This window comes from Pantoea sp. M_10 (assembly GCF_008631515.1).
GTDB lineage: Bacteria > Pseudomonadota > Gammaproteobacteria > Enterobacterales > Enterobacteriaceae > Pantoea > Pantoea anthophila.
This window is the reverse complement of record NZ_VWUL01000003.1, coordinates 84,225-99,322: the sequence shown is the minus strand read 5'-3', so window position 1 is coordinate 99,322 and position 15,098 is coordinate 84,225. Positions and strand designations below refer to the sequence as shown.

Genomic DNA, 15,098 nt, shown 5'->3' with positions numbered 1-15,098 from the left:
ATTTCTTGTTATTTCTCCCCAGTTCATCCTGATAAAATATTAATATTTATCTCTTTATGTGACATAAGGCACAATTAATTTTCAGAGTTAATTTCTATTGCATAATTTTAACATCTATCTACTCAGGAATAACCTTACTAACATAGAGCCCGTATCTGATAAAAATCATTTCTATCCTGAATTAGTCATACAACAGTTAAATAGCATTATTCACGTCTGAAAAGGGTAGTATTGACCTAATGATAAAAGCGTCAAAATTTTCGTCCTCAGGCCAGTGGTTTTACTCTCGTTTACTATGAAAAATGTGGATAGAGTTCTGATGAAGCACTGCAGATGCAGCCAGCGCGGCGACAGCGGGAAGTGTGAAGGCGGATAATTCTGGCCTAACAATTGATGAGTAAACTCTCTCCCATCTTTGCAGAGGAGATCAGCCATGCGCGTGTTACTGGTTGAAGATGATGAAATGATCGGCGCAAACCTGCAGCAGGCACTGGAGGGCGCGGGCTGGTCGGTGGACTGGGTGCGCGATGGCGTCTTTGCCCACAATGCCTGGAGCGAAGGCGGCTACAGCTGCGTGCTGCTCGATCTCGGCTTACCCCGCGATGACGGGTTACAGGTGCTGCGCCGGGCGCGCGGGCGCGGCGACTCCACGCCCGTGCTGATTCTGACTGCCCGCGACACGGTGGCGCAGCGCATTCAGGGGCTCGACAGCGGCGCTGACGACTACCTGCTTAAACCGTTCGACCTCCAGGAAGTGATGGCCCGGATGCGCGCCATTACCCGACGCCGCCACGGCGCGGCAGATTCGGTGCTGGGCAGCGGGGATGTTCAGCTGGATATGATGACCCGCGAAGTGCTCTATAAGGGTCAGCGCGAGCAGCTGACCGCGCGCGAGTATGCCCTGCTCTACGCCCTGCTGGAGCGGCCCGGTGCCATTCTGTCGCGCGAGCAGCTGGAAAACCGCATCTATGGCTGGGGCGATGAAGTCAGCAGCAACGCGGTGGATGTCCTGATTCACGGCATGCGCCGCAAGCTGGATAACGACGTGATCCGCAACGTGCGTGGTCTGGGCTGGCGGGTTCCGGCCATATGAAACCCTTCACCTTTATGCGCTCGCTGCGTAATAAACTGCTCTCTACGCTGCTGATTATTCATCTGCTGATGATTGGCGGTGTCACCTGGTATTTCTTCAGCTGCTACGGCGATATGGTCGGCACGATGAAGGACGATCAGCTGGCAAAAATCGCGGACGCCTGGTCCACCAATAAGCAGATGCCCGCCCTGATGCCGATGCTGATTGCGCCGGATAAAGCGAAAAGCGCGTTTGTGGTTCAGTTGTGGGACGATCGCGGACAGCTGCGTGCCAGCTCCTGGCCGGAGCTGGCGGCCCCGTTACAGAACCAGCGGGGTTACCGCGACGTGCATGTCGGCCAGTGCCGCGACTGTGAATGGCGGATCTACACCCGGCCCGGTTTGCCCGGCAGCGCGATCAAAACCATTCAGGTCATGCACAACCTCAGCTACATGAAGTCCACGATGGTCAAGCGGGCGCTGGCGGCGATTATCCCGATGATCCTGATGATGCCGCTGTCGCTGCTGGTGATCTGGCTGGTGGTACGCAAGATCACCCGCGATCTGCAGGTGGCTTCGCGTCAGATCGCGGCGCAGGAGACCCATCATCCGCACAACGTCTCACCGGAGGGGCTGCCGGATGAGATCCTGCCGCTGGTGGCTGCCTATAATTCGTTGCTGAGTAAACTGCGCGAGGCCTGGTCCTCTCAGCGTCAGTTCCTGGAGGACGCCGCTCATGAGCTGCGCACCCCGGTAACGGCGGTGACCTTACAGCTGGAGAATCTCCGTCAGCATATCCAGCCGGGCGAAGCGAGCCGGCAGTTCAGTCAGCTGGAAGCGGGCGTCACGCGCACCCGTCATCTGGTCACACAGCTACTCAATGTGTCGCGCCAGGATGACCAGAGTGTGATCGCCAGCGTCGAGCATATTGACCTGGAAGATCTGCTGAAGGAGAGCATTGAGCAGCTGATGGTGGTGGCAGACAAGCGCGGCATCGATATCGGTTTTAACGGCTCTGCTCAATATCGTCTGCAGGCCAGTCGTTCTGAGCTGCGCAGCCTGTTTGACAACCTGATTGGTAACGCCATGTTGCACACGCCGGAAGGGAGTCTGGTTGATGTGCTGCTGCATCGGGTCGCGGGCAAAACGGTGGTCGATATTGTCGATAACGGGCCAGGCATGCCGGAATCCTTTATCGAGCGCGCATTTGATCGTTTTACCCGCTCGCCTGACGTGAAAGCCCAGGGCAGCGGGCTGGGATTATCCATCGTGCGTAACGTCGCTCAGAAACATCAGATTCACGTCGCCCTTTCCAACTGTCTGACCCCACAGGGTGCGATCTGTGGTTTACAGGTTCGCGTCACTTTTCCCTGATCCCGCCTTTTTGATCACGAACCAGACAACGTAAACGGTTGCCTGGTTCCGTTCGATCATGGTCTTAATTGTGAAGTGCATCACATTTTAGCTGAATTGTAATGCAACACTTTTTGACAAACGTGAGCAAAATCTATTTTCTATCGATCTGTTACAGGCACGCTACGCGGGCTGAACAACCGGCTGTTTTTTGCTGACATCCTCATTCCCTCCAGGGACCGATTTCTCTCTGACTGCGTCTGCTGTGCGGCGGTCAAAAGCATGTGGCTGATGATAATGAAATATAAAACGTTGATAGCAGGTGCCGTGCTGGCATGTTCACTGAGTGGTGCTGCGCAGGCCGCAGAAAGCGATCCGCAGTATCTCTCTGACTGGTGGCATCAGAGCGTTAACGTGGTAGGCAGCTACCACACCCGTTTCGGACCGCAGTTCAACAACGACGTCTATCTGGAATATGAAGCGTTTGCGAAAAAAGAGTGGTTCGACTTTTACGGCTATCTCGACGTACCTAATTTCTTCGGCGTCGGCAACAGCAACGCCAACGGCGTATTCGACCACGGTTCCCCGATGTTCATGGAAATTGAGCCGCGCTTCTCGATCGACAAGCTGACCGGCACCAGCCTGGCGTTTGGTCCGTTCAAAGAGTGGTATTTTGCTAACAACTACATCTACGATATGGGCCGCAACAGCGACAGCCGCCAGAACACCTGGTATATGGGTCTCGGCACCGATATCGATACGCACAGCGATGTCGGCCTGTCGCTGAACGTCTATGCCAAATATCAGTGGGAAAACTACGGTGCGGCGAACGAGAACAGCTGGGATGGCTATCGCTTCAAAGTGAAATACTTCGTCCCGATCACGACGCTGTGGGGCGGTAATCTGGGCTATGTCGGCTTCACTAACTTCGACTGGGGTTCCGATCTGCGCGATAAAGGCGGCGCATCACGCACCAGCAACTCCATCGCCTCCAGCCACATTCTGTCACTGGGCTACGATCACTGGCACTTCTCTGCGGTGGCGCGTTATTTCCACAACGGCGGACAGTGGGCAGATGGTCAGGAAGTTAACTTCGGCAACGGGCCGTTTGAGCTGAAATCGACCGGCTGGGGTTACTACCTGGTGGCGGGTTACAACTTCTGATGTAAAGCGGCGGCGCTTTATCGCGTCGCCGCCTTGTGTTTCTGCTGGTAAGACGTCACGTCCTGTGACGTCCGTCAGCCGCTTAATCCTGCGACTTCTCCACATTGATGCGCCACGGAATGTTGAACTTATCGATAAACATGGCGAAGCCGTTCGACCAGAAAGTCTCCTGCCACTCCGTTGTCACCTTGCCGCCTGCCGACAGTTTTTCAAACCACGCTTTACCCTCTTCGACATCGGTGGTGGAAAGGCTGACCGCATAACCGGCATGTTCCGACGCCGGTGGCTGATCGGTGTTACCGTCGCTGAGCATCAGCTCGCCGTCGCCAATACGCAGTTGCGCATGCATGATCTTCTCGGGTGGCTGCGGCGCTGCGGACTGATCGCCAACCTGCTCTCCCTGATCCGGCATATCACCAAACTTCATTTTCGCGAGCAACTCGCCCCCGGTCGCCTGCAGGTAAAAGTCGATAGCCTCTTCACAACGGCCATAGAGAAACAGATAAGGACTGACTTGCATCTTCACCTCTATATTGTCGGTTGGATTTTTACAGTACCCTAAGAGTGTAGACGATCGACTTTACTCGCTGATTTTACTAACAATAACGGCGAAACAGCTGCGCCATATAGCTGCTCATGGGCGTCAGCGCGGTCTCCTTACGCTGAATCAGATAAAAAATCGCTTTCGGCAGGGGTTCGTCAAGCGTCAGCGCCACCAGCGACCGTCCCAGAACCGGATCGTCAATCACATCGGCTGACAGAATGCTGATGAAATCGCTTTGCGCCACCAGGCTGGTGCAGGCCATAAAGGTTTCGCAGGTCACCACGATTTTGGGTGCCATGCCGCGCTCGCCAAAGAGATCGTGCAACAGGCGGTAATAGCTGCCTTTCGGCGTCGGCATGGTCCAGTCCGCCTGCTGCAACGCCGCCAGTGAACGGGCTTTTTCCAGCGGATGGCCTTTGCGAACCACCACCTTATATTCCCGCTCCATCACGCGCTCATACATCAGCTCCTGATCGAGATGACTCTGGTCATAAGTATTGATGGTGAAATCGAGCGTTCCCTGACGCAGCTCATGCACCATCGACACCAGCTGGCCTTCGACGATGCGCACCTTGACCAGCGGATATTCCCGATGAAACTGGTTGATCACCTGCGGCATAACGGTACGCGCCACGCTGCTGCCGATGCCGATATTCACCTGCCCCCCGCCCCGCCCCAGCCGCTGCTGGATATCCTCTTCGGCGACCCGCAGCTCCGCCAGCACCAGGCTGGCATGACGGAAAAAGTTATCACCGATATCGGTTAACACCACGCCCTGCTGGCGGCGGATAAACAGCTTTGCCCCCAGCTCACGCTCCAGTTCCTGAATCGCTTTGGTCAGCGCCGGTTGCGACAGCCCCGAAACACGGCTTGCCGCACGGATACTGCCCTGCCGCGCCACGTCAACAAACGCACGCAGTTGATGAAGCTTGAGATTAGCGGACATAACTTCTGTGATAACCGTTGTTTATCAGTCACAAGATATTCGCATCTTATGCCCGGCAATTCCATTGTGTAGATTCGAAGCAGTGCATAAAAAACCAACAACGAGGACAGAGCCGATGAAAACCCTTTCCGACCACGTCAGTGCAAGGCTGCCGCAGCTTCAGCAGTGGCGTCGTGACTTCCATCACTACGCCGAATCGGGCTGGCTGGAGTTTCGCACCGCCACGCTGGTCGCTGAAGAGCTGCATCAGCTCGGTTATCAGCTAAAGCTGGGGCGTGAGGTGATCGACGCAGAGGCGCGGATGGGCCTGCCCGACGCCGCCGTGCTGAAACAGCAGGAGGCGCGAGCGTTACAACAGGGCGCGCTGCCGCAGTGGATCAGCCACTTTTCCGGCGGATTCTGCGGCATCGTGGCGACGCTGGAAACAGGCCGTCCCGGCCCGGTGATGGGCTTCCGCGTGGACATGGACGCACTGGATCTCAATGAGAGCCAGGCCAGCGATCATCTGCCGCAGCGGGAAGGGTTCGCCTCCTGCAATGCGGGCATGATGCACGCCTGCGGTCATGATGGCCATACCACCATCGGGCTGGGGCTTGCCTCGGTGCTGATGGCGATGAAAGAGCGGCTCAGCGGCACCATCAAACTGATTTTTCAGCCTGCTGAAGAGGGTGTACGCGGCGCGAAAGCGATGGTAGCGGCGGGCGTGGTCGATGATGTGGATCGCTTCACGGCGATTCACATTGGCACCGGCGTGCCGGCGGGCGAAGTGGTGTGCGGCAGCGACAGCTTTCTCGCCACCACCAAGCTGGATGTTCACTTCACCGGCGTCGGTGCCCATGCGGGTGGCCGCCCGGAAGAGGGACGCAATGCCCTGCTGGCGGCGGCTCAGGCGACGCTGGCCCTGCATGGCCTGGCCCAGCACAGCGGCGGCGTGGCGCGGGTGAATGTCGGCGTGCTGCAGGCCGGAACCGGCCGCAACGTGGTCGCCGACTGCGCCCTGCTGAAGGTCGAAACCCGCGGCATCACCAATCAGGTTAACGACGATATTTATCAGCAGGCGCTGCGGGTAATTGCCGGTGCGGCGGCGATGTATGGTGTTGAGCAGCAGGTGACGCTGATGGGTGCGGCGCGCAGCTGCACCCCGACGCAGCCGTGGGTCGATTTCATCCACCAGCAGGCAGACGCGCTCGGTATCTTTGATTCCGTGGTCGATCGCAAAGCGCAGGCGGCAGGGTCAGAAGATGCGACCTATATGATGGAGCGGGTCAGGCAGCGTGGCGGCCAGGCCTCATACGTCATTTTCGGCTGTGACCTGGCGGCGGGCCACCATAATGCCCGATTCGACTTTGATGAGCGGGTCATGCCGGACGCCATCACGCTGCTGGCGACGCTGGCGCTCAATCAGGCGCAGTATGGTGAAACACGATGATGGAAGCCTTTATTGCCGACTATATCGACCGCCATCAGCACCGTTTCAGCACGCTCAGCGACGCCATCTGGGATACGCCGGAAACCCGCTTTGCCGAAACCCGCTCCTCGGCCCTGCTGGCCGACGCGCTGGCCGAAACCGGGTTCATCGTGGAGCGCGGCGTGGGCGGCATTGACACCGCCTTTATCGCCAGCGCCGGCAGCGGCAAACCGGTGATTGCCATCCTCGGGGAGTTTGATGCGCTGGCCGGTCTCAGCCAGCAGGCCGGATGCGCCCGGCCAGAACCGCTGGAGGTGAACGGCAACGGACACGGCTGCGGCCACAACCTGCTCGGCACCGCCGGCGTGGCGGCGGCCTGTGCGGTTAAAGCCTGGATGGAGCAGCATCACGCTGGCGGAACCGTGCGTTTTTATGGCTGCCCTGGCGAAGAAGGGGGATCGGGCAAGACCTTTATGGTGCGTGAGGGCCTGTTTGACGATGTGGATGCCGCCGTGACCTGGCATCCGGAAGGTTTCAGCGGCATGTTCAATCTGCGCACGCTCGCCAATATTCAGGCCGCGTTCAGCTTCAAAGGGATCGCGGCTCATGCCGCTAATTCTCCCCATCTGGGCCGCAGCGCACTGGATGCCGTCACGCTGATGAATACCGGGGCCAACTTTCTGCGCGAGCACATCGAACAGGAGGCACGTCTGCACTACGCCATCACCAACAGCGGCGGTGTCTCGCCAAATGTGGTGCAGGCCGATGCGGAGGTGCTCTACCTGATCCGCGCGCCATCGCTGCCACAGGCGCAGGCGATCTATCAGCGGGTGATCAATATTGCCCGGGGTGCCGCCCTGATGACGGACACGACCCTGACCGTGCGTTTTGACAAAGCCTGCTCTGACTATGTGCCTAATCGCGCGCTGGAAGCGGTCATGGAGCGCTATTTGCATCACTTTGGTTTGCCCGACTACAGCGACGAAGAGCGCGCGTTCGCGGCTGAACTGCGTGCCACTCTGACCGATGATGATCTGCGTAATGCCCGCCTGAACGCCGCCCGTATCGGTGGCGAAGCCGGTCACGCCTGGGCGGAGCAGCTGGGGGAGAGGCTGTTTATGGATCAGGTCGCGCCCTATGCCGTCACCCGCGACCTGCTCTATGGCTCCACCGATGTCGGCGATGTCAGCTGGGTCACGCCGACGGCACAGTGTTTTGCGCCCTGCTTTACCTTCGGCACGCCGCTGCACACCTGGCAACTGGTGGCGCAGGGCCGCACCACGATCGCGCATAAGGGCATGTTGCTGGCGGGCAAAGTGATGGCGGCGACGGTGACCACGCTCCTGCAGGATGAGCAGGCGCTGGCGGAATGCCAGGCCGAATTTCAGAAGGCACGCGCCGGGCAGCCCTATCACTGCCCGATCCCTGCGGGGATCACACCCACAAAACTGGCCGGATGAGCCAGCGGCCGCGTCGCTGACGCGGACCAGAATAAAAAGAGTGCAAACACTTCCCTGATTCTGCGGGGCCGGAACTGAACTCACCGCCTGTTGCCTGTCGCGACCGGCGTCAGCCCGCGCCGCCATCGATAAGGGGGTCACAAGACGACAAGAAGAGAACCCATACCATGGAAGCAACCTCCGAGAACCGTAGTCCTGGCCGGCTCTTCAGCTGGATCGAGCGCGCAGGCAATAAAGTGCCTAACCCGTTTTTACTGTTTGTCTATCTGATTGTGGTACTGATGGTCGCAACCGCCATTATCAGTGCGCTGGATCTGGCGGTGAAGAACCCCGGTAATGGCGAAATCGTCCGGGTCAACAACCTGCTGAGCGTCGCGGGTCTGCAGTGGATCCTGCCCAACATCATCAAAAACTTCAGCAGCTTTACCCCGCTGGGGTCGATTCTGGCGCTGGTCATTGGTGCCGGGCTGGCGGAAAAGGTCGGCCTGCTGCAGTCGCTGATGGTTAAGATGGCGTCACGCGTCAGCCGCCGTTACGCCAGCTACATGGTGCTGTTTATCGCCTTTTTCAGCCATATCTCCTCGGACGCGGCGCTGGTGGTGATGCCGCCGCTGGGTGCGCTGATCTTTCTGGCGGTGGGCCGTCATCCTGTCGCGGGCCTGCTGGCCGCCATCGCCGGTGTCGCCTCGGGTTTTACCGCTAACCTGCTGATCGTCACCACCGATGTGCTGCTTTCAGGTATCAGCACCGAAGCCGCTAAAGCGGTCAGCGATACGGTGCATGTCAGCGTCATCGATAACTGGTTCTTTATGGCCACCTCGGTGATTGTGCTGACGATTGTGGGTGCATTGCTGACCGACAAATTTGTTGAGCCGCGCCTGCCGCAGTGGCAGGGCAACGGCGAAAAGCTGGCGGGGCTGACGCCGCTGGAGAACCGCGGCCTGCGGGCCGCCGGGATCGCCGCGCTGCTGTTTATCGCCGTGATGGCGTTACTGGTCGTGCCGGAACATGCGCCGCTGCGCAATCCCGTCAGCGGTGCCATTATCCCCTCGCCATTTATTCAGGGCATTGTGCCGATCATCATTCTGTTCTTCTTTGTGGTGGCGATTGCCTATGGTGTCGCCACCCGGCAGATCCGCCGTCCGGATGATATCCCGCAGTTGCTGGTCGATCCGATGAAAGGCATGGCGGGTTTTATCGTGATGGTCTTTCCGCTGTCGCAGTTCGTGGCGTTCTTTAACTGGAGCAACATGGGCAAATTCATGGCGATAGGACTGACCGACGTGCTGGAGAGCGCAGGCGTCAGCGGCGCGCCCGCATTTCTCGGCCTGATGTTTCTGTCGGCGTTTCTCTGCATGTTTATCGCCAGCGGCTCAGCCATCTGGTCGATTCTGGCGCCGGTGTTCGTGCCGATGTTTATGCTACTCGGCTTCCATCCCGCCTTTGCCCAGATGATTTTCCGCATCGCTGACTCGGCGGTGCTGCCGCTGGCACCGATGTCGCCCTTTCTGCCGCTGTTCCTCGCCTTTTTGCAGCGATACCAGAAGGATGCACAGCTCGGCACCTACTATGTGCTGATCTTCCCCTATCCGCTGGTGTTCTTTATCAGCTGGATCGCCCTGCTGGTCGCCTGGTACTGGCTGGGACTGCCGATTGGGCCAGGCGTCTGGCCGCAACTGCCTTAAGGCGATGTGCCAGCGATACAGCCAAAACGCTGGCACGTTTTCTGCGGCACTGCAGTTATGTCAGTGCGCAGCCAGTTCCTGAAAGAAGGCGGGATTCTTCTGGATAGTCGCCAGCACTTTAGCTGCCAGTCCGGTCGGATTGCGGCGTCCGCTTTCCCAGCTCTTTATCGTATCAAGGCTGGTTCCCAGTGCCGCCGCCATTTCACTCTGGGAGACGTTAAGCTGCGCCCGGATAGCCTTCACATCAGCCAGCGCGTAATGGGTAACACGGGCGGGTTCTCTGACACCGTTTTTTATCTCCACCGCCTCTTCCAGCGATGCTTTCAGCTCATCAAAAAAACTCATGTCATATCTCCTCTTTCAGTCTTTGTGTCAGCTTTTTCAGCACGGCTTTTTCCGCATCTGTGAGGTTCTCTTTGAGATTCTTTGGATAAGCCATGATCAGGTAAATCACCTCAGCGGTAGCCAGAAAGTAAATTACCCTTGCGCTGCTGCTTTTACCCTGATTGCCCGTCGCCATCCTGATTTTTCGCAGTCCGCCGGTTTTCTGAATAAGATCGCCTTTCTCCGGTGACTCGATAAGCTCCCTCTGAAGCTCCCGAAGCTCTTCATCCGTGGCGATTTGCTTTATCTGTCGGGTAAACATCGGGGTTTCGATAAACTCAATTGCCTGACTCATCGCTCACTCCTGTCTCTTCCATGAGGAGTACATAGTACACCCAGCCTGCTTCATGAAAAAGCCCATGGATGGCAAAACCTGCAACGTATGTTGCTAAATCGTCAGCAACGCCCCTCTCGGCAACGGCAGATGAATTGATTATTCTGCTATTTCTTCGCCTGCTAACGGTTGACGTTCTGAATAACCGCCTGCAGGTGTTTCCCATACTGCCTGAGGTTGACGCTGATATGACCACTCACTCCACCCGCCTGCCGCCGACGCACGCGTCATCGGCGACCCGCAACAGCGTAGCCGGGCGCATTGATGCGCTGCCCGCGTCCGCTGGCTTATGGCGCTTTATCACCCTGCTGGCACTGGGCGGCTTTTTTGAACTTTACGACCTGTTTGAAACCGGCTATATCAGCACCGGCCTGCTGGCGGCAGGCGTCTTTCACACCGGTGAGGCGGGCGTGCTCGGCTTCTCCGATCAGGCTGCGTTTGCGTCAGCCACCTTTCTCGGCCTCTTTTTCGGCGCCAGCCTGCTGGCCCCCTACGCTGACCGATTTGGCCGCCGCCTGACCTTTATGTGTGCGCTGCTCTGGTATGGGCTCTTTTCCCTGCTGATGGCCTTTCAGCAGAGCGCGGAGATGATCATTCTGTTCCGCTTTCTGGTGGGAATAGGGCTGGGCGTCGAGCTGGTGACCATTGATACCTATCTGTCGGAATGGGTGCCGAGCCACCTGCGCAGCCGCGCCTTTGCTTATGCCTTTTTCGTGCAGTTTTTATCGGTGCCTGCCGTCGCGCTGATGTCGTGGTGGCTGGTGCCGCAGACCGTGTTCGGTCTGGAAGGCTGGCGCTGGGTCGTGATCGCAGGCGCACTCTGTTCACTGGTGATCTGGCTGGTGCGCAGAAATCTGCCGGAATCGGCACGCTGGCTGGCGCAGCAGGGGCGCTATCAGGCGGCGCATGAGGTGTTATCGGCGATGGAGCAGCGCTGCGGCATTCCGGCCGGGCCCGCTATCCTGCCCGATGACGCGGCTGCACAGCTGCCCAAACGCGGGCGCTTTCGTGAGATCTGGGCTCCCGCTTATCGCCAGCGCACCCTGATGCTGGTGGTGATGAACTTTTTCCAGGCGATCGGCTTTTTTGGCTTTGGTAACTGGCTGCCTGCGCTGCTGTCAGGCCGCGGTGCCACGGTGACACACAGCCTGCTCTATGCCTTCTTTATCACGCTGGCCTATCCGCTGGGATCGCTGATCTGCAGCCGCTATGCCGATAAGCTGGAGAATAAGTGGCAGATTGTTCTGTCATCGCTGATGACGGTGGTATTCGGCACGCTGTTCGCCTTTCAGACGCAGCCGGTGCTGCTGATCCTCTGCGGCTTCCTGATTACCTGGTCCAACGCCTGGCTGACTTTCAGCTTCCACGCCTATCAGACCGAGATTTTCCCGACCCACATCCGGGCGCGGGCAGTCGGCTTCTGCTACTCCTTCAGCCGCCTCTCTACGGTATTCAGCAGTATTTTAATCGGGGTGATCCTGCAATACGCCGGCACACCGGGCGTGATTACGTTCATCGTGCTGAGCATGCTGATGGTGATGCTGTCGGTAGGGATTTACGGGCCGAAAACCCGCGGAATCGATCTGGAGAATATTTAAAAGAAAAGGCCGCCATCCTGATGATGACGGCCTTTTTTACGGGTTATTTGCCTTCCAGCACCCGGATGTCTGCACTGCCCAGACGATCCTTCTCATCTTTACGCAGCGACGCGACCTGTTTCGCGGTCACCGGTTCTGACGCCTTATTGCCCCAGCTGTTACGCACGAAGTTCACCACATCGGCAACCTGCTGGTCGTTCAGCCGCCAGCCAAATGCCGGCATGGTAATGGTCGATGGCGCACCGTTCACGCCAGGCAGTTGCCCGCCCACCAGCACGATGTGAATCAGCGAGGTCGGATCGTCCGCCAGTACCACCGGGTTGCCGCGCAGCGCCGGATAAAAACGCTTATAGCCGCTGCCATCAGTTTTATGGCATGCCGCACAGCTGTCGACATAGGCCGCCGCACCGGTCTGGCTGTCATCGCCGCGCCAGAGCGCTTTGGCGGTGACATCATCCACGCTGAAGGCCGCCTGATGCGGATCTTTCGCGCCCAGGGACTTCAGATAGCGCGCAATCGCGGTGATATCGGCTTCGCTCAGGTGCTGCAGGCTGTGTTCCACCACGTCGGTCATCCCACCGAACGCGGCAGTCTGATCGTTACGGCCATAACGCAGGAACTGACGCAGGTCATCTTCGCTCCAGCGCCCCAGCCCATCGCGGTTATCGCCACGCAGGTTGCTGGCCGTCCAGCCGTCAATCGGCGCGCTGCTGCCTGCCAGATAGTCGTTGCCTTCGGCGTTGGTCAGCACCTTCTCCTGCATGGTGAAACTGCGCGGCGTGTGACAGGCACCGCAGTGGCCCAGCCCCTCAACCAGATAGCGACCGCGCGCCAGCACCGGATCTTCCTGAGCGGCAGGCTGGAACGCTTTCACATCGGGCGCAAAAATCCCACGCCAGATCGCCAGCGGCCAGCGCATCGACAGCGGCCACGGAATGTCGCTGTCGCGATTTGGCTGCTTCACCGCCGTCACGCCATGCATGAAATAGGCGTAAAGCGCCTTCATATCCTCATCGCTGACGACCGCGTAAGAGGGATAAGGCATGGCGGGATAGAGGGTATCGCCATTTTTCGCCACACCATGACGCACCGCTTTCTGGAAGTCGTCGTAGCTGTACTCACCAATACCGGTCGTGCGATCGGGAGTGATGTTGGTGGAGTAGATGGTGCCAATCGGGGTGGCCATCGGCAGACCACCGGCAAAGGTCGCGCCGCCTTTGCTGGTGTGACAGGCCACACAGTCACCGGCGCGCGCCAGATACTCTCCCCGCTTAACCAGATTGTCCTGGCTCTCATCCGCCAGCGCGGCAAAGGTCAGGGTGCCCAGAATCAGGGCCAGAATGCCATTTTTCATCGCCATGTTCCTTATGCCTGCACCAGTGGACCGGGGTTCTTCAGGTAGTTTTCGCGAATCGCTTTAGCTGACCAGTAGGTCAGCGCCGCCACCATGCCGGTCGGGTTATAGCCCAGTCCCTGCGGGAAGGCAGAGGCACCTGGTACAAACACATTCGGCACGTCCCAGCTTTGCAGATAGCGGTTAACCGCACTGGTTTTCGGATCGTCGCCCATGATCGCACCGCCACTGATGTGGGTGGTCTGATAAACCCTGGAGTCAAAATGGGTGCCCGGCTTTTTCGCGCCGCCCAGAATCATCTTCGGATTCATCGCCTCCGCGATATTGCGCATTTTTCCGACCATAAACTGCGCCATTTTGATGTCGTTCTCCTGCCAGTCAAAGGTCATGCGCAGCAGTGGCTGCCCATAAACATCTTTGTAGTTGGGATCGAGATCGAGATAGTTAGCGCGGTAGGACTGATGCGCGCCGTGCGCATCCATCGACAGGTGATGGGTGTAAGTATCCGCCACCGCCGCTTTCCATTTACTGCCCCAGTCTGGCGTACCGGCAGGCACTGGCATGCCGGAGATCGGCTTGGTTCCCGCCTGGTTGACCCAGAATGGCGATCCGCCCACAAAGCCCAGCGGTCCGTGGTCGAAGTTATCGGCGTTGAAATCATCAACCGCAACGCCCGCGCCACCTGCGCCGATAAACGGGTTAGTGGTGGTGTTTTTATCAAACAGCGCCTTCAGGGTAGAGAGGTTCTGATAGGCGAAGTTACGGCCGACGGTGCCTTCGTTGGTAATCGGGTTGTAAGGCTTGCCGATGCCTGACAGCAGCATCAGATGCACATTGTGGAACTGGAAGGCGGAGAGGATCACCAGGTCAGCGGGCTGCACCTGTTCGCGCCCCTGCCCGTCCACATAGGTCACGCCGGTTGCGCGCGTTTTGTCATCGCTGAGATTGACCCGCAGGACATACGAGTTGTTACGCAGTTCAAACTTTGGCTCCTGGCGCAGTGCTGGCAGGATGTTCACGTTAGGTGACGCTTTGGAATACATGTAGCAGGCGTAGCCGCTGCAGTATCCGCAGAAGTTACACGGCCCCATCTGCGCGCCATAGGTGTTGGTATAGGGCCCGGAGGTGTTGGCGGAAGGCAGATCGTAAGGATGATAGCCGACCGACTCCGCCGCCTGCGCAAACAGCTGCGCCGAGTAGGTACGCTTCTGTGCGGGCAGCGGGAAGTTATCTGAACGATCGGGCGCAAACGGGTTACCGCCTTTATCTTTGCCGACCACCTTGCCCTTGATACTCCAGGCGCTGCCTGAGGTGCCAAAGACTTTTTCCGCCTTGTCGAAGAACGGCTCCAGCTCATCGTAGCTGACGCCAAAATCCTGAATCGTCATGCCTTCCGGGATGAAATTCTTGCCGTAACGCTCTTCGTAATGGCTGCGCATCCGCAGTTCAATCGGATCCACGCGGAAGTGGACGCCTGACCAGTGCAGGCCCGCGCCGCCGGTGCCGGTGCCGGGCAGGAATGCCGCCAGCTGACGATAAGGCACCGCCGTCTGCGAAGCATCATGACGGATGGTCACGGTGCTTTTAGAGAGATCCTGGAACAGCTTTTTGCGGATGTTATAGGTCAGCTCATCAATGGACTGCGGATAAGAGCCGTCCGGATAGGTGTCGCGATGCGGCCCACGCTCCAGCGCCAGCACATTCAGGCCCGCTTCGGTCAGCTCTTTCGCCATGATGGCACCGGCCCAGCCGAAGCCAACAATCACCGCATCCACTTTTTTCATTTCGTTTGCCATG

General features: G+C 58.3%; 13 protein-coding genes. 7 read left to right on the top strand and 6 right to left on the bottom strand.

Features of this window, described 5'->3' with window-relative positions; all coding sequences use genetic code 11:
• The first annotated feature begins 433 nt into the window (after nt 1-433).
• The 3 genes from F3I47_RS10275 (at nt 434) to F3I47_RS10265 (ending at nt 3,588) form a co-directional block, all read left to right on the top strand.
• A complete protein-coding gene (locus F3I47_RS10275; protein WP_009092548.1) occupies nt 434-1,093 on the top strand; it encodes a response regulator in 660 nt (219 codons plus the stop codon).
• Entirely contained in the window at nt 1,090-2,445 is a 1,356-nt protein-coding gene (locus F3I47_RS10270; protein ID WP_150028750.1) for a HAMP domain-containing sensor histidine kinase, read from the top strand. The genes F3I47_RS10275 and F3I47_RS10270 overlap by 4 nt, the downstream gene beginning before the upstream one ends.
• Nucleotides 2,446-2,721: 276 nt before the next feature.
• Nucleotides 2,722-3,588 (top strand): nucleoside-specific channel-forming protein Tsx, encoded by an 867-nt coding sequence (locus tag F3I47_RS10265; RefSeq protein WP_150028751.1) that lies wholly within the window; start codon nt 2,722-2,724, stop codon nt 3,586-3,588.
• An 82-nt stretch (nt 3,589-3,670) separates the two neighbouring features.
• Here the strand turns inward: F3I47_RS10265 and yjdN are convergent, their stop codons facing one another.
• Nucleotides 3,671-4,108 (bottom strand): VOC family metalloprotein YjdN, encoded by a 438-nt coding sequence (yjdN, locus tag F3I47_RS10260; RefSeq protein ID WP_009092553.1) that lies wholly within the window; start codon nt 4,106-4,108, stop codon nt 3,671-3,673.
• A gap of 76 nt (nt 4,109-4,184) precedes the next feature.
• A complete protein-coding gene (locus F3I47_RS10255) occupies nt 4,185-5,078 on the bottom strand; it encodes a LysR family transcriptional regulator (protein ID WP_150028752.1) in 894 nt (297 codons plus the stop codon).
• Nucleotides 5,079-5,193: 115 nt separating this feature from the next.
• On the opposite strand from F3I47_RS10255, the gene F3I47_RS10250 reads away from it, so the two are divergent.
• The 3 genes from F3I47_RS10250 (at nt 5,194) to abgT (ending at nt 9,631) form a co-directional block, all read left to right on the top strand.
• Nucleotides 5,194-6,507, top strand: a complete 1,314-nt coding sequence (locus tag F3I47_RS10250) for an amidohydrolase (RefSeq protein WP_009092557.1) — start codon at nt 5,194-5,196, stop codon at nt 6,505-6,507.
• A complete protein-coding gene (locus F3I47_RS10245; protein WP_140922766.1) occupies nt 6,504-7,946 on the top strand; it encodes a M20 family metallopeptidase in 1,443 nt (480 codons plus the stop codon). Before F3I47_RS10250 ends, F3I47_RS10245 begins: the two co-directional genes overlap by 4 nt.
• A 167-nt stretch (nt 7,947-8,113) precedes the next feature.
• Nucleotides 8,114-9,631, top strand: a complete 1,518-nt coding sequence (gene abgT / locus F3I47_RS10240) for a p-aminobenzoyl-glutamate transporter (RefSeq protein ID WP_140028724.1) — start codon at nt 8,114-8,116, stop codon at nt 9,629-9,631.
• A 60-nt stretch (nt 9,632-9,691) separates the two neighbouring features.
• On the opposite strand, the gene nadS is transcribed toward abgT, so the two are convergent.
• Nucleotides 9,692-9,976, bottom strand: coding sequence for a NadS family protein (gene nadS / locus F3I47_RS10235; protein ID WP_009092561.1), 285 nt, complete (start codon nt 9,974-9,976; stop codon nt 9,692-9,694).
• Nucleotide 9,977: 1 nt separating this feature from the next.
• Nucleotides 9,978-10,310: a type II toxin-antitoxin system RelE/ParE family toxin gene (locus F3I47_RS10230; RefSeq protein WP_009092563.1), complete on the bottom strand. Its 333-nt coding sequence runs from the start codon at nt 10,308-10,310 to the stop codon at nt 9,978-9,980.
• Nucleotides 10,311-10,537: 227 nt separating this feature from the next.
• Between F3I47_RS10230 and F3I47_RS10225 the strand changes: the two genes are divergently transcribed.
• The gene (locus tag F3I47_RS10225) at nt 10,538-11,947 is read left to right on the top strand and encodes an MFS transporter (RefSeq protein WP_140922768.1); all 1,410 of its coding nucleotides are present in this window, start codon (nt 10,538-10,540) and stop codon (nt 11,945-11,947) included.
• Between the two features lie 43 nt (nt 11,948-11,990).
• On the opposite strand, the gene F3I47_RS10220 is transcribed toward F3I47_RS10225, so the two are convergent.
• Together F3I47_RS10220 and F3I47_RS10215 are read right to left on the bottom strand one after the other, a co-directional pair.
• Nucleotides 11,991-13,301: a cytochrome c gene (locus F3I47_RS10220; protein WP_150028753.1), complete on the bottom strand. Its 1,311-nt coding sequence runs from the start codon at nt 13,299-13,301 to the stop codon at nt 11,991-11,993.
• An 11-nt stretch (nt 13,302-13,312) separates the two neighbouring features.
• A complete protein-coding gene (locus F3I47_RS10215) occupies nt 13,313-15,097 on the bottom strand; it encodes a GMC family oxidoreductase (protein ID WP_009092566.1) in 1,785 nt (594 codons plus the stop codon).
• Between the last annotated feature and the right edge of the window lies 1 nt (nt 15,098).